The 17,812-nt window shown below is 63.2% G+C and carries 10 protein-coding genes and 4 pseudogenes; 4 read left to right on the forward strand and 10 right to left on the reverse strand.

What is annotated here, in order from left to right:
• Positions 1-77: 77 nt before the first annotated feature.
• The 4 genes from dctP to GUY23_RS11765 form a co-directional block, all read right to left on the reverse strand.
• The gene (gene dctP, locus GUY23_RS11750) at positions 78-1,349 is read right to left on the reverse strand and encodes a TRAP transporter substrate-binding protein DctP (RefSeq protein WP_166972541.1); all 1,272 of its coding nucleotides are present in this window, start codon (positions 1,347-1,349) and stop codon (positions 78-80) included.
• A gap of 157 nt (positions 1,350-1,506) precedes the next feature.
• A complete protein-coding gene (locus tag GUY23_RS11755; protein WP_166972543.1) occupies positions 1,507-3,111 on the reverse strand; it encodes a TRAP transporter large permease in 1,605 nt (534 codons plus the stop codon).
• Complete coding sequence (locus GUY23_RS11760; RefSeq protein ID WP_166972545.1) at positions 3,111-3,647, reverse strand: TRAP transporter small permease; 537 nt, start codon at positions 3,645-3,647, stop codon at positions 3,111-3,113. Before GUY23_RS11760 ends, GUY23_RS11755 begins: the two co-directional genes overlap by 1 nt.
• On the reverse strand, positions 3,647-4,633 hold the full coding sequence (locus GUY23_RS11765; protein ID WP_166972547.1) for a LysR family transcriptional regulator: 987 nt from the start codon (positions 4,631-4,633) through the stop codon (positions 3,647-3,649). The genes GUY23_RS11760 and GUY23_RS11765 overlap by 1 nt, the downstream gene beginning before the upstream one ends.
• Before the next feature lie 120 nt (positions 4,634-4,753).
• Between GUY23_RS11765 and GUY23_RS11770 the strand changes: the two genes are divergently transcribed.
• On the forward strand, positions 4,754-5,467 hold the full coding sequence (locus GUY23_RS11770) for an aspartate/glutamate racemase family protein (protein WP_166972549.1): 714 nt from the start codon (positions 4,754-4,756) through the stop codon (positions 5,465-5,467).
• A 490-nt stretch (positions 5,468-5,957) separates the two neighbouring features.
• Positions 5,958-6,758 (forward strand): annotated as a pseudogene (locus tag GUY23_RS18635) (IS5 family transposase); the annotation flags it as partial.
• Here the strand turns inward: GUY23_RS18635 and GUY23_RS18500 are convergent.
• Positions 6,732-6,894: pseudogene (locus GUY23_RS18500) on the reverse strand (transposase); the annotation flags it as partial. The pseudogenes GUY23_RS18635 and GUY23_RS18500 overlap by 27 nt on opposite strands.
• Before the next feature lie 382 nt (positions 6,895-7,276).
• Here GUY23_RS18500 and GUY23_RS11785 point away from each other — a divergent pair.
• Positions 7,277-8,479: pseudogene (locus GUY23_RS11785) on the forward strand (IS110 family RNA-guided transposase).
• A 320-nt stretch (positions 8,480-8,799) separates the two neighbouring features.
• On the opposite strand, the gene GUY23_RS11790 reads toward GUY23_RS11785, so the two are convergent.
• A complete protein-coding gene (locus GUY23_RS11790; protein ID WP_166972553.1) occupies positions 8,800-9,330 on the reverse strand; it encodes a hypothetical protein in 531 nt (176 codons plus the stop codon).
• Between the two features lie 169 nt (positions 9,331-9,499).
• On the opposite strand from GUY23_RS11790, the pseudogene GUY23_RS11795 reads away from it, so the two are divergent.
• A pseudogene (locus tag GUY23_RS11795) lies at positions 9,500-10,394 on the forward strand (IS5 family transposase).
• Between the two features lie 189 nt (positions 10,395-10,583).
• Here GUY23_RS11795 and pabB read toward each other — a convergent pair.
• The 4 genes from pabB to pheS all read right to left on the reverse strand — a co-directional run bounded on the left by pabB (position 10,584) and on the right by pheS (position 17,704).
• Positions 10,584-13,013, reverse strand: coding sequence for an aminodeoxychorismate synthase component I (pabB, locus tag GUY23_RS11800; protein ID WP_228282261.1), 2,430 nt, complete (start codon positions 13,011-13,013; stop codon positions 10,584-10,586).
• A gap of 1 nt (position 13,014) precedes the next feature.
• Complete coding sequence (locus GUY23_RS11805; RefSeq protein WP_166972557.1) at positions 13,015-13,896, reverse strand: SDR family NAD(P)-dependent oxidoreductase; 882 nt, start codon at positions 13,894-13,896, stop codon at positions 13,015-13,017.
• Between the two features lie 171 nt (positions 13,897-14,067).
• Positions 14,068-16,659 (reverse strand): phenylalanine--tRNA ligase subunit beta, encoded by a 2,592-nt coding sequence (pheT, locus tag GUY23_RS11810; protein ID WP_166972559.1) that lies wholly within the window; start codon positions 16,657-16,659, stop codon positions 14,068-14,070.
• Between the two features lies 1 nt (position 16,660).
• Complete coding sequence (gene pheS / locus GUY23_RS11815) at positions 16,661-17,704, reverse strand: phenylalanine--tRNA ligase subunit alpha (protein ID WP_166972561.1); 1,044 nt, start codon at positions 17,702-17,704, stop codon at positions 16,661-16,663.
• Positions 17,705-17,812: the final 108 nt, after the last annotated feature.

The raw sequence follows: 17,812 nt of genomic DNA on the forward strand, positions 1-17,812 counted from the left end.
TGCCTTTCGAGCGTGTTTCAGTTATAAGTGAAACACTCTCGACAGGCGGAGTCAATAACTAGGCAGGCCCGTAACCGTCACTCCGGCCGGTGCTCGCTCATGACCTTCTCGAACAGCTCATACCCGAGCTTGTCGTAATTCGCGTCCTCCGGGTACCACTCGTCGAGTTCGGCGAAGTGACCCTTGTCGTCGTAGCCGAGGTCCGTCACGGTCTTCTGCCATTCCTTCGCCGCATCGCTGAGCGTCGATGGAGCGTCAGGAACCTCAGCCTTCTTCGCGGTCTTGTCCGACAGCGTCTTCGCATACGTCGCCATCTGCTTCTGCACGTCATCGTCGAAGGGCTTGACCGAACCGTCGTTGTCCTTCGCCTGCTCGACCGCCTGAGCCTTCGCCCCGATGACGACATCCATCATCGTGCTAAACGTCGTCGACATCGCATCGAAGACCACCTGCTGGTAGGCCACCGGCAGCTCCGAATACTTCTTGCCCGCCGTGATCGCACCGGCCGAACGCGCGATACCCGCATCAGCGGCGACACCGATGTTCGGGGCGACCTCGAAGGTGCCGGCCTCGACGTTCGGTGCCAGCTGCCCGAGGTCGCAGTCGACGGTTCCGCGCTGCAGCGCCTCATAGGTCTCGGGGAATGACAGCGACACCGGAGTCGCTCCCAGGTCGGTCACCTGCTTGCCAGCCGCGGCCGAGCCGACGCGGATCTGCTTGCCCTTCCAGTCCTTAGCCGAGGTCATCGGCTTCGAGCACATCGTCGCATAGTCACCGGCGGCGAGCATCGGAATGAGCGGGACGAGGTTCTTATCCTCGAATTCGGCGAGCACCTCGGGAGTCTCCCATGCCGCCTGCACACCGGCCGCGTTCGCCGCCAGGTCACTGGCCACCGGTGAGGACGGCAGGGTCGACATAGCCGTGCCGATCGCGTCGAAGGCCGGGTATTCGGCCGGGGTATAGGACGGCAGGGTGAAGGCGAGGTCGACTCGCCCATCGGCCAGAGCGTCATCGACGTCGGCATAGCTGGCGATCGCCTGACCCCACACGATGTCGACGGTGATTTTGCCGCCCGAGCGCTCCTCGATGGCCTTCTTCACATCGAGCCCGTTCGGCGCGAGGATCGACTTCTCCGACATCGACGACGGCTGGAACTTCAGCGTCACCGGGTCGAGGTCAGCCAGAGCCTCATCGATCTCATCTTGCGAGGCATCGAAGGCGAAGCCCTCCCCCGCGTCATCGCCGGAGTTCGACCCACCGCCGACGGAGCCGGCGCATCCGGCCAACAGTGCCAGCGACGCGACCATGGCGGTGACAGCACGACGTGCCGCCGAAGAGATGCGCTTCATGGGACTCCTTTGAACAATGCCTGAGAATTGTCTCCAATCATATGCCCGAATGAGGTCACCCTAACCATGACTCCCCTCACACCACGCACCCGCAAATCCGGGGCGGGAGCCCAGGATCGAAGCGTTCGTGGGGAGGGCAGAGCCACCTCGGCGAGGGTCAGCCGGACATGCCTCCGCTGGTGCGTTCGATGAGGTCAGGCAGCCATTCGGTCATGCCGGGCACGGTGACCATGAGGACGAGGAAGATCAGGACGACGGGCAGGAACCACAGCAGGGAGATGAAGATGTCGCGCAGGGTCACGGTATGGCCGAGGTTGACGTCGGGGTTCTTCACGATGCTGTGGACGATGTAGGGGATGATGCCGACCGGCGGGGTGACCATGGCGAACTCGCCGAGGAGGACGACGAAGACTCCGAACCACAGTGCGCTCACGCCCATCGTCTCGAGCGTGGGCAGGAGGATCGGGATGGTCAGCAGCATCATCGACAGGGTGTCGAAGAACATGCCCATGACGATGTAGAGGACGATGAGGACGAGCAGGAATCCCATCGTGGACAGGCCCAGGCTCGTGATGAATCCGGTGAGGATGGGGGCGAGTCCCGTGATGGCGAGCAGGCTCGTGAGCATGGTCGCGCCGATCATGATGAAGAAGATCGCCGAGGTGGCCGCCACCGTATCCATGGCCGATTCTGCGACCTTGCGCCACGGTGTCTCGCCCCGCTTTTCCCACAGGCACAGTAGGACCGAGCAGAGCGCGGCGGCGGCTCCTGCCTCGGTGGGGGTGAAGATGCCGGAGAACATGCCGCCGAAGAGGACGATGAGGATGATCGCGAATCCCCAGACGCTGCCGAGTGAGGTGAAGCGGTCGCGCCAGGTGGTGAGGGGGCGGGCGGGTGTTGGGTCGGTGGTAGCTGCGTTGCTTGGGGTGCCTGCGTTACGGGTGGTGCGTGTGCGGCCGACGAGACCTGGGGCGATGACGCCGAGGGCGAAGATGAAGGCGGCGAAGCACACGGCGAGCAGGATGCCGGGCAGGGCGCCGGCCATGAGTGCGGGGCCGACGGGCACGGAGGCGATGCCGGCGTAGATGACCATGAGGATCGAGGGTGGGATGAGGTTTCCGGTCATTCCGGCGACCATGATCGTGCCCACCGCCATGCGGCGGTCGTATCCGGCTTTGAGCATTTCGGGGATGCCTGCCCGGCCGAGCGCGTAGGTCATACCGATGGTCGATCCGGTGACAGCGGACAGGCCGGCGCCAGCGAAGGTGGTGCCGATGCCGATGCCGCCGGGCAGCCAGGAGAACCAGTGGTCGGCTACGCGGTAGATTTTGCCGGACAGGCCGGATTGGGTGAGCAGCATGCCCATGAAGATGAACATCGGCAGCACGCTCATCGTCCAGTCCGAGACCGCGTTGAACGGGGCGGAAGCCAGCACGTTCATCGAGGCGGGGACTCCGCTGATCGCGTAGACGCCGATGACCGAGGGTACGGACAGGGAGATGGCCACCGGCACGGAGAGGAAGATGAGCACGAGCATCATGGCGATGCACCAGGCACCGCCGACGGCGGCATTTGGGCTTGTGAAGAGTCCGATCAGGCAGACGGCGACGAGGCCGAAGCCGATGATCAGGGCCAGCGCTCCGGGGCGTTGGTGACGGGTGCCGGCTGGCAAGAGGGTATTTGTGTTCGAGGCGACGTCGGCAGGCAGCTTCGCACCGAGCGTGTCGGTGTTGGTGTTCGCGGGTGGCTTCGGCTGGTCCATCAGTAGCTTCGGTTCTCCAGGTCGGTCTCGGCGGGTTCGCCGGTGGAGAGGTCGAGATCGGGCTCACCCGTGCGGACGATGACGATCGCATCGAGCACGTAGAGCACGGCCAGGAGCACGAACACAACGGGGACGAGGAAGTACACCGGCCAGGTGATGACCGAGGAGACATCCGCGGTCTGCCCGATGTCCATGTACGTCAGAGCGCGAGTGAACCCGAACCAGGCGAAGCCGATGGAGACGAGCGCGCCGAGGATGCAGGCGAAGATCTTGAACACCGAGGCGGTCGCGGGTTTGGCCCGTTCGATGGCCATGGTCACGGTGATGTGTTCCTTCTGCAGCTGGGCGGCCGGAATCCCGAGCAGGGCGACGATCGGCAGGTACCAGTATTCGACGATCTCGTTGGTGCCGTAGATCGGTGCGTCGAAGAGCGACCGGGTCAGGGCGTGAAGGACGATGTGGAGCATCATAATGATGATTGCCGCGGCGGTGGTGACCGTCAGGCACTTTTCAAAGACCTTCGTGAACGTGAGCATCACGAGTCACTGTAGCCGTCGTCCGGGGCGGCGGCGGTGGAGTTTTCTGTGACTTGCACTGCTCGCAGTGCGTCAAGGAGGTCGCCGACTTCGGAGGCGGCGGCAAGGCCGTCGGGGATCATGGCGGTGACGCGGCGGGCGCCGGCTTCGTCCATGGCGATGGGATCGATGCCGGCCACGCGGTTGTAGCGGCGTGCGCTGCGGGGCAGGAGTGCGACGCCCAGTCCGTTGGAGACCAGCGATTGGATGGCTCCCGGGTTGTCGGTGATGTGGCGGGTGCGGGGTTCGAAGCCGGCGTTGCGGCAGAGGCGTTCGGCGGTCGAGCGGCAGCGCACGCAACCCATGATCCACGGCAGGTCGGCAACGTCGGTCAGGTGGCGGATCTGTCCGGCTCGGTTCCAGCGTTCGGGGACGAGCAGGTCGAGGTGGTCGGCGCCGAGGTCGACGGTGGTGTGTCCGGGAAGTTCGGGTGGTGTTTCGTCTTCGTGGTGGAAGAGGAACGCTATGTCGATGTCACCGCCCTCGAGCAGGTTGATTGCTTCGGGCGGTTCCGCCTCGGCAACTTCGTAGGAGTGGTGTTGTGGGGTCTCGGTACCTGTGTCGGCGTTGGCTTCGAGTCTGCCGAGTGCTGCGGCGAGCGGTCCGATGACGAAGCTGGGGAATCCGGCGAGCCGGACATTGTGTCCGCCGAGGCCGAAGGCTTTCGCGAGGTCACCGCGCAATCCCGTCACGGAGGCGGCTACTTCGTTGGCGCGGATGCGGGCGAGTTGGCCGGCAGTTGTCAGTCGGATGCCGCGAGGAGTGCGGTCGAAGAGGGTGACGCCGAGGTCTTTCTCGAGGGCGTTCATGTGTTGGGAGAGAGCCGGCTGCGACCAGCCGAGTTCGCGAGCGGCAGCGCCGATGCTGCCGGATTCGGCGATGGCGCCGAAGATGAGCAGTCGTTTCGGTTCGCCGAGGTCGAGGGCTTGTTCAAACACTGTAGCCATAAGGCCAGCTTATGTCAGAGCAGAGGGAACTGGGTCTACCGAGGGTTCCGAACTCAGGTCAGACTGGAGGTCAAGGACAGTTTTGGGTGTCGAGTAGTCGACGGAATGAGGAGTGAGAGCATGCGCAGGATTGGCCTGCTGGGTGGCATGAGCTGGCATTCGAGCATCGAGTACTACACGAAGATCAACGATGCGGTGGCGACGAAGCTCGGCGGCCATCATTCGGCACAGATCCTTCTCGACTCCACGGACTTCGCGGATATCAGGGAGTTGCAGCTCGCCGAGGATTGGGCAGGCGCCGATGCCGCACTAGCGGCGACGGCGCAGCGTCTGGTCGATGGTGGTGCCGAGGCCGTGGCGATCGCGACGAACCTCATGCATAAGTGCGCGCCGGCGATCGAGACTTCGGTGGATGTTCCGCTCATTCACATCGTCGATGCAATCGCGACGATGGCAAAGCGTCAGGGGTATTCGACCCTGGCAGTGCTGGGGACGAAGTGGACGATGCTGGACGGCTTCTACACGGACCGACTGGAGGCTCAGGGAATCCGGACTCTTGCACCGGACGAGGAGACGTGCGTCGAGGTCGATCAGATCATCTTCGACGAGCTCACACAGGGTGTCTTCACGGATGCATCACGAGTGCGATACGTCGAGATCATGAGCGACCTCAAGGCAAGCGGTGCGGATGCAGTAGCACTGTCATGTACCGAGATCGGCCTCCTCGTTCCCCCAGAGACCGCTCCCCTGCCCGCCATCGACTCGGTCGATGCGCATGTGGATGCCATTGTGGGGTGGATGATGGCAGAAGAGTTCGCTACCAGTCACGTGTGAGAACCCTGCCCGCAGCACGAGATGCACCTTTGCCGGGCTACAGTCACCCCATGAAGACTCATTTCCCGCCGAAATCGTGACTCGATCGGTGGGGCTCACTTCTCATCGTCTTCGCAGTGTGTTTCGTCGCGTTCGCAGTTCTACTCTTCACGTGGCTCATGGCTTCAGGTACAGCAGTCAGGAATCCATGCCAAGGAGCGGGCTTCGGCTGTTTCCCGATAACAAGGGCCGGTATCGAGTTCCTCACATTCTTCATCGGGGTATCAACTACCGTCGTTTCGTCCGTCCTCGGCCTCATCGTGACCTCGCTGGTCAGCCGGATCAAGAACCAGAGACGATCGTGGACCGGATTACTGTCGCTGGCTACCGGCCTGGCTCTGCTCGCACTAATTGCAGCCATCATCGGTTAGGTCAGTTAGATGGAGAGCTTGATGCTAGACCTAGGGCGTTTCTGACAAGTATCCCGGTGGGATTCTGAAACCCTGGAAACGTGTCTCGATTCCAGCTACTCGCTGACGACCAATGGGCCCTCATCGCCGACTACCTGCCAGAACCGACAGACCGACGGGGCCGGCCCTGCTCCGACCCCAGACAGATGATCGAGGGCATCATCTACCGCTACCGCACCGGCATCGCCTGGCGCGATCTACCCGAGACCTTCAGCAAATGGCAGACCGTGTGGACCTGGCACCGCCGCTTAGCCTCTGATAGCACCTGGGATGCCATCCACCAGGCATTGTCTGCCCACGCAGCGAAGAACAACAGAGTCGACTTCACCGTCTCTGTCGATTCCACGATCGCTCGCGCACATCAACACGCGACGAATATCAGCCGCCTAAAAAAGGGACTCGTCGAATTACAAGGATCTGCTGACAGAGTCGCCTGACCACGCCTTCGGTCGCTCGCGCGGAGGACTATCGACAAAAACTCATCTGCTCATCGATGGCCACGGACTGCCGCTGGTATCGATCTGCACCGCCGGCCAGGACGGCGACAGCCCGATGCTCGCTCCACTGTTGGACAACCTTCAAGTCGGTCGACGCACCCGGCCGGACGCCGTCCTCGGCGACAAGGCCTACTCGTCGAGAGCGAACCGGTCACTGCTGCGGTCGCGGAAGATCGACGCCGTCATCTCCGAACCGTCCGATCAGCAAGGCCATCGGCTCAGGCGCGAATCAAAGGGGGGCGTCCACCGCAGTTCGACGCATTCAAATACAAGGGCCGCAATGTCATCGAGCCCGGCTACGCCCGTTTGAAGCAGTGGCGAGGTTCCAGAGCGTCTCGTGATCGGAATAATACCGGCATACAGCCAAATGGCCAGCAGATTTGAACGCAGAGAAGTCTACGGCTGCCAGGAGGATCTGGGACGCGGTCTTAACGCCGATTCCCGGCATGCACGTTAAGACCTGAAGAAGAGGGAGCGAATCCGCCAACTCCTCAGCCTCGGCCTCGATCTCGTGACGTTCCGCCGTCAACGCTTTGACCCGAGCCGCATGCCACGGCACCACCGACTCCGACGCCTCAGCCGTTACCTTTTAAGTAGCCCCATCATCCGTCAGGATAGAAAGGGGTCGCTGGCCTGAGGACCCCGACGTGATTGATGCCCCCAGTCATCATGATCCGGGAGGGTAGTCACCGAGGTTCGAAGGCACCAGCGAAATCGCTGATAGGGGCCAGAACCACTGGCAGAACCCATGCCTTGAGCCCGACCGTAACGTGGATGCCGAGCCCAGGAGCCACCACCGCACTACCGGCCAGCCGAACCACAACCAAAATATCCGGTCACATGAGTCGAAGAAGATGAGTGACATGATCACCAACCACGCTGACATCGACGTATTCATCGGCATCGATGTCGGCAAACACAACCACGACGCCGTCGCGGTGGATCGCGGCGGAAAACAATTGTTGTCGAAGGCACTGCCGCAGAACGAAACGAAGCTGAAGGCCCTACTCACCCGGCTCGCCAATCACGGTCAGCTGCTGGTTGTCGTCGATTAACCTGCGACGATCGGGGCGCTATCGGTCGCGGTCGCCCAAGCGGAAGGCATCAGCGTCGCTTACTTGCCTGGGCTGGCGATGCGCCGCATCGCCGACCTACGCCCCGGTGAAGCCAAGACTGATGCCAGAGATGCTGCCATCATCGCTGACACAGCCCGGACCATGCCGCAGACGCTGCGGGGTATCCGGGTCGCTGACGAGAATGTCGCCGAGTTATCGACGCTGTGTGGCTATGACGATGACCTCGCCAAACAAGCCACAGCGACGTCGAATCGGATCCGCGGACTGCTCACTCAGATCCACCCCGGATTAGAGACCGTCATCGGTCCGCATCTGGATCATCCAGCCATGCCGGCCCTGCTGGCGAAATACCCGACGCCGAAAGCACTCAAGCATGCCGGGAAACGTCGTGTCGAGACGCTGCTGCGCAAGCAAGCACCACGGGCGTGGAAGAGGTGGGTTGCGGCAAACTGCACAGCACTCGCGGGGCAGACGGTAATCGTGTCAGGCACCGACGCGGCGGGACTCGTCCTGCCCCAATTGGCGACGTCGTTGGCGCAGACACGAACGTCACGCGATGAAGTACTCGCCCGGATTGAGGAACTGGTCCGGGCGCATTCGCTTTTCGGGCTCCTGACGTCGATGCCGACAGTCGGCGTCAGGACAGCGGCGAGGATACTGACCGAAGTGGTGGGTAAGGACTTCGAGTCAGCCGGACGCCTCGCGTCCTATGCCGGCCTGGCACCAGTGACGTGGCGGTCAGGGACGTAGATCCGGGGTGACCATTCCTCACGTCGGGGCAACAAGATCCTCAAACGGGCTCTGTTCTTGTCGGCGTTCGCGGCGTTGAAGGACCCGTTGTCGAGGGCGTATTACGACAAGAAACGTGCCGAGCATAAGAAGCACAACCAGGCCCTGATCGCCTTAGCGCGCAGGCGTTGCAACGTGCTGTACGCGATGCTGCGTGAAGGTGCCTACTTCCATGCGCCCGAGACGGTGGCCGCGGCCTGAACCGTTCCACAGTGAAGTGCCTGATGAGTCCGGGGAAGAGTCCCGGACCTATCGTCCCTGCCCTTGGGCCGTGACCGAATATTCTTGAGGAATCTGACCGCTGCCCCTTGACTTAAAACATAGGGGCACCCCCTGCTTGTTCTCGACTTCGACCACAATCACCGTGACCTCTTTCCATCCACCCACGATGTCCGCCAAATGCATGTCATCGAGAGGCACATATCGGTTTCAACCGGTCAAGTTCTCAAACTGCATCGCTGTCACCTCCTACACAGGACCAGCCGACGCCAGCAGTTCTCCATTTGCTAAGAACGGCGAATTCAAGGCTTAGAAGCGCCTCGACGTTTAACTACTGCAATCGCTAGAGTGAATGCTCCTATATGTAACACGGCAAACGTCAGACTCTCACCTAAGAGTATCACTACAACAGCGACGCCGCCGAATCCTTCTTTAGCCAATAAGTGCTCCACTATGGAAAGGACAACGTTGGCCACTAAACCAACGGACGAAAGGATAATGCCCGCGCTCAGCCACGCTACGGGCCGACTGGACGGTTCTCGATCTATCACGCCAGCGACACCCAGCGCGACGGATCCCAGGATAATAATCGAAACGCGAATCACGGTCAGCAAGCTCGAATGGTCGAGTAGTGCTGACACCTCGCCATGCATGATGCCACTATAAATCATTGTGTACTGACCAACGGATCCTATGATCAGACTTGCCCCCAGCAGTATGCATCCGATCACCGCAAGGGAGAAGGCTCTTCGTGGAATAGCCCGCACATAAATCAAAATTAGGGCAAAGCCGGCAACCGGTGCCAACAATCCAACGCCTTCTAGAATCTGCAACAGATGTATCCTCAATTCGTCGTTAGTACAGGCGTGCTATCGAAACTTTATCTCAGGGCCCGTTCGCTGCACAATCGTGGCCTCGCTCGGATGGAGTCGCCTGTGGTTGGTTCCTGAGGCTAGAGCGTGTCTGTTTTATTGACCATTCCAGGACTGTCACGGTGGAGACGTGACAACACAGCAACGACACCGAGTATTCACTGATGAGCAGTGGGAGAAGATCGAACCACTCCTGCCCTCGAACGTCAGCAAAAGAGCCCGACCGTTTGAGAACAACAGTCGAATCGTCGAAGGGAATCGTCTACCGCTACCGTGCAGGCATAGTCTGACACGACTTACCACGCGAGCACTTCGGGCCCTGACAGACGGTATGGAAACGTCTCCGCCGCCACACCGCCGACGGCACCTGGGACCGATTCCTGGCCCAGGTGCTTTCCGATGCCGATGGTGCTGGTGACATCGATGGCTCCATCAATCGTGCTCGCCAGCACGCGACGAACACGACGCGCCCTGACCAGGACACAGGGGGCTACGTCGAATTACAAGAATTTTCCTAATTCGGGGTGTGAGCCGGCAGGGCACGGCATCGGGCGCTCACGGGGTGGGCTGACGACGAAGATCCACCATGCCGTAGACGGCAAGGGTCGGCCTTTGGCTGTCGTGATCACCGGCGGACAGCGCCATGACGGAGTGATTCTGCCGCAGGTTCTGGCTGACATCCGAGTACCACGGGCTGGGGCGGTCGTCCTCGCACGTGTCCGGACGCCGTTCTGGCGGATCGAGCTTATGGGTCCAAGGTAACCGTGACTATCTGCGTTCCCGTGGCATCCGAGCGGTGATCCCGGAGAAGAAGGAGCAGATTCGCGGCTCGTAAGAAGCGCGGCAGCAAAAGTGGACGACCGCCAGCGTTCGATGCTGGTGTCTATTGGAACCGTAACTTCATGGAGCGTTCGTTTGCCTACGTCAAGGAACGGCGAGGATCAGCGACGCGATACGACAACCTCACCATCACGTATCGAGCGGCCATCGTGATCAGCGCGATCCTGACATGGCTCCGCCAATAGAGGCGACACACCCTAGGCAACTGACACCCACTTGTTCAGCAGCATCAGAGAAATGTGCTTAATGGCGGTCGAACGCCCTCACTCGCCCATCGACAACCAACCACGAATCCGCTGCCAAAAGCGTCCACTTGCCGACGTCCTCCGACGGCTCCTCGAACCGAGACTCCAGCGAGTTCCATACCCAAACGGTCATCGGCCTACTCCACTTGCCTGCGCGCTCACGTCGATACTGGCAGGACCACCCATCTCGGCGGGGATCACGGTATGGATGTCATCCCCGTATTCACTACTAGCGCTTAGCATGTCAGCGGGGCCTGTCCCACCGGGGAACTCGGCTCCGCCAAGCAGCCGCAGCAGCGGTGCCGCTTTCACCACCGTCTCCGCATACTCCTCGTCCGAATCAGACAGCACGACAATCGCCCCACCGACCCCATACCTCCAGGTCTCGCCGCGGACCACGAGGGTACGGATCACGACGCTGAGGTCTACGGCGCCGTTCAGCGAGAAGTATCCGACCGCACCGCTGTACACCCCGCGCGCTCCCGCCTCGAGTTCATCGATGATCGCCATCGTGCGCTGCTTTGGTGCTCCGGTCATCGACCCCGGAGGGAATGCCGCCCGCACACACTCCACCGGACTGCTCTGCTCGTCCAGCTGTGAGCTCACCGTCGACACCATCTGATGCACCGTCGCGTATGACTCGATGCCGAAGAGCGTGTCCACCTGCACCGATCCCAGCTCTGCCGTGCGCCCGAGATCGTGCCGAACCAGATCGACGATCATAAGATTCTCCGACCGGTCCTTCACCGAGGCGGCCAGCTCGACCTTGATCGCTTCGTCCTCCTCGGGTGTGTCCCTGCGGGGACGCGTGCCCTTGATCGGCTTCGACTCCACTCGCCCATTGGCATCAATGCGCAGGAAACGTTCCGGCGAGGTGCTGAGGATCGCTGCGTCCCGGGTCCGGATGAATGCCCCGAACGGCGTCGGATTGTCCTGACTTAGACGCAGATACGTCGCCAGTGCGTCCTCGTGTGGGGCGACCGTGGCCTCGAGCATGTTCGTCAGGCACAACTCGTACGTTTCACCGTCGGTGATCTCCCGCTGTATCCGATCGATGAGCCCGAGGTATTCCTGCCGACTGTGCCGAGCCGACAGGTGTGGGCGTGGGAGGCCCGCGGAGGCTGTCTCCTCACCCGTCGCCGAGGTGGCGCCCGGCTGAACGGGTTCACCGGCGTCGTGAGCGGGGATCGCTTCGATCCGTGTGCGGATGTCATCGAACCATTGTTGAGACGCGGCAGTGCCCGCAGGATCGTTCGGTTTGCGCAGTGCGAGCAGGTGGATGCGGTCGGTGTCGTGATCGATGACGAGGGCTCGATCGAGGAACATCATCACGGCGTCGGGCAGCTCGGACTCATGCTGGTTTGGTGAGCCGACCTCGGCTTTGAGCTCGTAGCCGAGATATCCGACCCACCCGAGTCGGAACTCGAAGGGAAGGTCGGGATTGTCGGCGTTTGTGGCGGGCAGTTCCGCGTCTGTGCCAAATGATTCAGTCTCGCTGGGTGCCAGCTCGACATCGGTGCTGGAGAGTTCAGCGTCGAGCCAGTCGAAGAATCCGGAGGCCGCAACAGACGGCGTTGCTTCGTCATTACTCGTGCGCACTGTGACTTTTCCGTCCGGAACCGAGGCTGTCGCGACTTTGGCCAGCGGGCCCGTCGGCGCACCCATGATCGAGAACCGTGAAGAGGCATCGCCGGTCAGGTTGCCGTCGAGCCAAATCGACTCGCGCCGACTGCCGAAGAGCTCAGCGAACAGGCGGGCGTCGGCAATTGTCTGCGGCAGCTCGTCCGTGTCGACGATGTATCGACGCGGTTCAAAAGATCGGTCGTCGGCTGCCCGAACCGACTGACTGCCGGAGAGCGTCCCCGCGGGGACGCGGAAGGTCGAAAACCGCTGAGCGGATACCGTACCCGTCCCCGCAGGGACGTTTGCTCTCGTACGTCGTGCGCTCCACTCCACGGTTAAGTCAGCGAAGTTCCGCAACAGCACCCGGGCCTCTTCAGATGCAATCGACTCAGGGTGGAACTGAACTCCCCACTGCGGTCTGGTCCGATGTTGAACAGCCATGATGACGCCGTCCTCGGACCAAGCCGTAGCTTCCAGCGACTCAGGCAGCTCGGTGACCGCAAGCGAGTGATACCGCACCGCAGAGAACGGCGACGGGAGGCCGGCGAAGAGTCCGGTGCCCGAATGACTGATCGGAGATACCCGCCCATGCCGAGGCTCAGGCGCATGCACAACTACTCCCCCATGCATGTGCGCAATCCCCTGATGCCCGAGGCACACCCCGAGGACGGGAATCGGGGACTGCGCGATCACCTCGGCGCAGATGCCGAAGTCGGCCGACTTCTCTGGTGTCCCTGGCCCCGGAGAGATGACGACGTTGTCGAACTCGCTCAGCACGTCGAGCGAGAACTCCGCCCAGTCATTGGGCACGAGCGTCGGTGCACAACCGTTGACCTCAGCAAGGAGGTGGAAGAGATTGAGCGTGAATGAATCGGCGTTGTCGATGAGCAACGTCCGCAGCGGCCCCTTTGCCGCTGACGCTCCGGTCTCGGTCATCTCACCCAAGCACGAGCCGACGGGACGCATCCGACACACCGGCGGCAGCCTCGGCGATCAAGGACTCCTCCGAATCCGCACCCGCACGGACGTACCGCCCGGTGAACGCGTCCAGCGTTCCCGATGCCAGTGCCAACGCGAGGTCGGTGACCTGGGCAGGCGAGGTCCAGTCATCACCGGTGCGGAAGTCGTGGACGGGCATCGACTTCGTCATCGCGGTCTCGACGACACCGGGTGCCATCTCGAAGATCCGCAGCCCCTTGTCGTGGCCGAAATGCACGACCGAATCGGCGAGACGGAACAGCGACGCCTTCGACGCCGAATACACCGCATACGCCGGAGTACCCTGCGCACCCGACCCCGAGTTGAGGTCGATGATCCGGCTCGGGCGACCGGTCGCCTCGGCGGCGTCCATGAGCGCCGGGGCGAACGTGTTCACCATGAGTGCGACACCGAGGACGTTCGCATCAACGACGCCCTTGATCGCCTCCGGGTCCGCCTCCCACAACGGGCCCTCGGTCGATTCGATGCGACCGGCATTGTTGATGAGCACCTGCAGGCGACGGCCGGTCTCGGACTCGAGTCCGGTGACGAGGTCGCGGAAGGCCGTCACCGAGTCGATGTCGTCGGTGCGCAACCCCGCGCCGGTGACCGCTCCCCCGGTGGCGTCGAGGATTTCCGCCGCCGCGGTCTCCGCCTTCTCCGCCGAGGTGGCCGTGACGACCGCGTGATAACCGGCCTTCGCGAACGCCTCCGACAGATGACGTCCGATGCCTCGGGCACCGCCGGTGATGACGGCGATCGTCTCGGCCGGGACAGCGTTCTCCTCGGGTGCGTTGTCGCTTGTAGGCAGCGGGGTTCCGTGGGGCAGCTTCTCTGACATGGGATCGGCTCCTCGATGGTGCTCGGGTACAGGTGGTCAGGTCTCGTGGTGTGCGTGCGGGTGCTCAGAGCCGCGTGGTCGGTCGTCCTTGGTGCATTGGTCACTGGCCGGATAAGCCAGAGCCCGGTCGAACCACTGTAGCGGTCAACCGGGCTCTGTGACGCACTCTTCTCAGCTGCGGACTTCGGCGCCGTGGCGCTCGGCGGCCAACTTCGTCGCCGCTTCACGCATCGCCGAGGCCTCATCGGCCTGGAGCGTGCGATCCGGGGCACGGAAGGTCAGGCGGAACGCCAGCGACTTCTTGCCCTCGGGCAGCTGGTCACCGGTATAGAGGTCGAAGGTCTCGAGCAGTTCGAGCTCCTCGCCCGCACCTTCACGCAGGGTCGCGGCGAGCGTCTGCGTGGGTAGTTCGGCATCGACGATGAGCGCAACGTCCTGGCGGGACACCGGGTAGGTCGACAGGGCACCGTCCCAGACTCGCAGGTCGTCCTGGGCCAGCAGCGCATCGAGGTCGATCTCGAACGCGACCGTCCTGGCCGGCAGGCCGAGGTTCTCGCACACCTTCGGGTGCAGTTCACCCGCGTGACCGAGCACCTGGCCATCGGCGAGGACGAACTTCGCTGCACGGCCCGGATGCCATGGGGCGATCTGGTCGGCCTCGACAGTGACCTCGAGCCCGTTGACCGTAGCGATCCGACGGACGGTGTCGATGACGTCGGTGGCTTCGGCTTTTCGGCCCTTGCCCCAGACTCCGGGCAGCTCCGCATTGCCGGCGATGATGCCCGCGTAGTGGTAGGGCTGGGCCGGCACGGAGGCGTAGATCTTTTCGAGCTCCGCCTCGGTGGGGTGATACCCGGGCAGGTGCCGCGGCCCCGGCCCAGAAGGCAGTCCCGCCGAGGTGGACACGAGTCCCGCCTCGAAGAGTGCGACATCCTTGGCTCCACGGCCGAGGTTGCGCACCACGAGGTCGACGAGCGTCGACAGCAGGTTCGTGCGCATGAGCGGCAGGTCTTCGGACATCGGGTTGGCCAGGCGGACGTGTTCACGGCGCACATCGTCGGACTCGAGCCGCAGCTGATCGTCACGCTTGGAACTCGTGAACGGGTAGGACAGCACCTCGGTGAAGCCGTCGGCGGCGAGCAGGTTCGAGATCCGACGACGCGTCTTCTGCGCGGTCGTCAGTCCATTGCCGGCACGCGCCGCGGGCTGCACGGACGGGATGCGTCCGTAGCCACCGGTGCGGGCGACTTCCTCGATGAGGTCGACGTTGTCGGTGATGTCCGTGCGCCAGCTGGGCACGGTCACGGCCAAACGGTCCTTGCCCACGACCTCGATGGTCGCGCCGATGCCCTCGAGCAGTCCGGTCGCCTCGGCGGTCGTGTATTCGACTCCGACGAGGTTGCTGATGCGCTCGACGGGCAGTTCGATGACGGTCGGCTCGGGGGCCCCCCCGATCTGCGTGGTCGCGGGGCTGAGCGTTCCGCCGCCGAGTTCGACGAGCAGGTCCGCGCAGCGACGAGCCGCCACGGGTCCGAGCTGCGGATCGACGCCGCGTTCGAAGCGCCGCGAAGCCTCAGAAGACAGCTTGTGGCGACGTGAGGTCCGGGCGATGGAGATCGGGTCGAAGTGGGCGGCCTCGATGACGACGTCGGTGGTGCCCGAGTGGACCTCGACGTCGGCTCCGCCCATAACGCCGGCCAGGCCGATGATCTTCCCGCCCTGACCGTCACCAGCGGCACCGGCACCGCGGTCGGTGATGAGCAGGTCTTCGGGATCGAGTTTGCGCTTGACGTCATCAAGCGTCGTGAACTTCTCCCCCGCCTCGGCACGGCGCACGACGATCTCGTCACCGAGCAGAGCGGAGTCGTAGGCGTGCAGCGGCTGGCCGAGTTCGAGCATGACGTAGTTCGTCACGTCGACGGTGAGGCTGATCGGGCGCATGCCCGCCTGCTGCAGGCGACGCTGCATCCAGAACGGAGTCTTCGCCTCCGGGTTGAGCCCGGTGACCTGAAGGGCGGTGAAACGGTCACAGCCGGCCACCTCGTTGATGGGGTTCGCATCCTCGATGACGACGGGGAACCCATCAAGCGTCGGTTCATTCACCGGGGCGACGGCGGGGCTGCCGATATCGGTGAAGGACTGCCCCTTCATCTGCGCGTATTCGCGGGCGATGCCGCGCATTGACAGCTGGTAGCCGCGGTCGGGGGTGACGTTGACGTCGAGGGTGACCTGGTCGAGGCCGATCAGGGCGATCGCGTCATCGCCGGGTTCACCGGTCAGCCCGAGGTCGGACAGGACGATGATGCCGGAGTGATCCTCGCCGAGGCCGAGCTCCTTGGCCGAGCAGATCATGCCGTCCGACTTGTGTCCGTAGGTCTTGCGGGCGGCGATGGCGAAGTCGCCGGGCAGAACTGCTCCGGGCAGGCAGGCGACGATGAGGTCGCCGGGCACGAAGTTGTGCGCACCGCAGATGATGCCGCGGCTGGGTACCTCGGGTCCGGGCTGCGGGTCCTTCGGATCGTCCTGGGCTTCGTTGTGTTCGGGGCCGACGTCGACGCGGCACCAGTTGACGGTCTTGCCGTTCGAGTGCTCTTCCTTAACGAGTTCGAGGACCCGGCCGACGACGAGGGGGCCGGTGATCTCGGGGCCGAAGAAGTCCTCTTCTTCGAGTCCGATCGCGGCGAATTCGGCCGCGAGGGCATGGGGGTCTGTCTCGGCCGGGAGATCGACATAGTCGGCCAGCCAGTTCAGTGGGACGCGCATATCAAGCCTTCATTCCGAAACGGGCCGAGAAGCGCACATCGCCTTCGACCATGTCATGCATATCGTTGATTCCCTCGCGCAGCATCAGGGTGCGTTCGATGCCCATGCCGAACGCGAAGCCCTGGTAGACCTCGGGGTCGATGCCGGCGGCGCGGAGCACGTTGGGGTGGACCATGCCGCAGCCGCCCCATTCGATCCAGCCGGGCCCGCCGACCTTGTTGGGGAACCAGAAGTCCATCTCCGCGCTCGGTTCGGTGAACGGGAAGAAGCTCGGGCGCAGGCGGGTCTTCGACTCCGGGCCGAACATCTCGCGGGCGAAGCCGTCGAGGGTGCCCTGGAGGTTGGCCATGGTCAGGCCCTTGTCGATGGCGATGCCTTCGATCTGGTGGAAGACCGGGGTGTGCGTGGCGTCGAGCTCATCGGTGCGGAAGGTCTTGCCTGGGCACACGACGTAGAGCGGAACTCCGCGTTCGAGCAGGGACCGCGACTGCACGGGTGAGGTGTGCGTACGCAGCACGAGTCCCGCCTCGGCGGGGTCGACGAAGAAGGTGTCCTGCATCTGCCGGGCCGGGTGGTCGGGTCCGAAGTTGAGTGCGTCGAAGTTCAGCCACTCGGATTCGATCTCGGGTCCTTCGGCGACTTCCCAGCCGAGGCCGATGAAGTAGTCCGCCGCCTGCTCCTGGATGAGGCTCAGCGGGTGGCGAGCGCCGAGGTGGCGCCGATCAGTGGGCAGGGTGACGTCGATGGCCTCTTCGATGAGCACCGCGGCGTCGCGTTCGGCCTCGAGTTCGGCAAGGCGGGCGTCGTGGGCCTGCTTGACCTGTCCCCTGGACTTGCCGACGATCTTGCCGGCGGCGGCCTTGTCGGCCTTGTCGAGTGAGCCGATGGCCCGGTTGGCGAGCGCCAGCGGGGCTTTGTCACCGGTGTGGTCGATCTTCGCCTGCTTGAGGTCGTCGAGGGTGCGTGCGTCCGCGAAGGCTTTGAGGGCCGCGTCGACGGCCTGCTTCACGGCCGACTCGTCCAAGGGGTCGAGTTGGTCTGTCATCAATGTCCTTTTGTCCGTGTCGATGGGACGTCATTTCTCTTCGGTTTCAGTCTATCGCTTCCCCTGCCCGTACCTGGGCCGGTGTCCGCTGGGTGGGTGGGGTCGGCT

It is taken from the genome of Brevibacterium atlanticum, assembly GCF_011617245.1.
Classification (GTDB): Bacteria; Actinomycetota; Actinomycetes; order Actinomycetales; family Brevibacteriaceae; genus Brevibacterium; species Brevibacterium atlanticum.

What these genes read in the sequence shown, in the direction of transcription:
- GUY23_RS11755 (WP_166972543.1), bottom strand. Translation starts at nt 3,111, where the DNA reads ATGGACCAGCCGAAGCCACCCGCGAACACCAACACCGACACGCTCGGT.
- GUY23_RS11805 (WP_166972557.1), bottom strand. Translation starts at nt 13,896, where the DNA reads ATGTCAGAGAAGCTGCCCCACGGAACCCCGCTGCCTACAAGCGACAAC.
- dctP (WP_166972541.1), bottom strand. Translation starts at nt 1,349, where the DNA reads ATGAAGCGCATCTCTTCGGCGGCACGTCGTGCTGTCACCGCCATGGTC.
- pabB (WP_228282261.1), bottom strand. Translation starts at nt 13,013, where the DNA reads ATGACCGAGACCGGAGCGTCAGCGGCAAAGGGGCCGCTGCGGACGTTG.
- pheS (WP_166972561.1), bottom strand. Translation starts at nt 17,704, where the DNA reads ATGACAGACCAACTCGACCCCTTGGACGAGTCGGCCGTGAAGCAGGCC.
- GUY23_RS11760 (WP_166972545.1), bottom strand. Translation starts at nt 3,647, where the DNA reads ATGCTCACGTTCACGAAGGTCTTTGAAAAGTGCCTGACGGTCACCACC.
- pheT (WP_166972559.1), bottom strand. Translation starts at nt 16,659, where the DNA reads ATGCGCGTCCCACTGAACTGGCTGGCCGACTATGTCGATCTCCCGGCC.
- GUY23_RS11770 (WP_166972549.1), top strand. Translation starts at nt 4,754, where the DNA reads ATGCGCAGGATTGGCCTGCTGGGTGGCATGAGCTGGCATTCGAGCATC.
- GUY23_RS11765 (WP_166972547.1), bottom strand. Translation starts at nt 4,633, where the DNA reads ATGGCTACAGTGTTTGAACAAGCCCTCGACCTCGGCGAACCGAAACGA.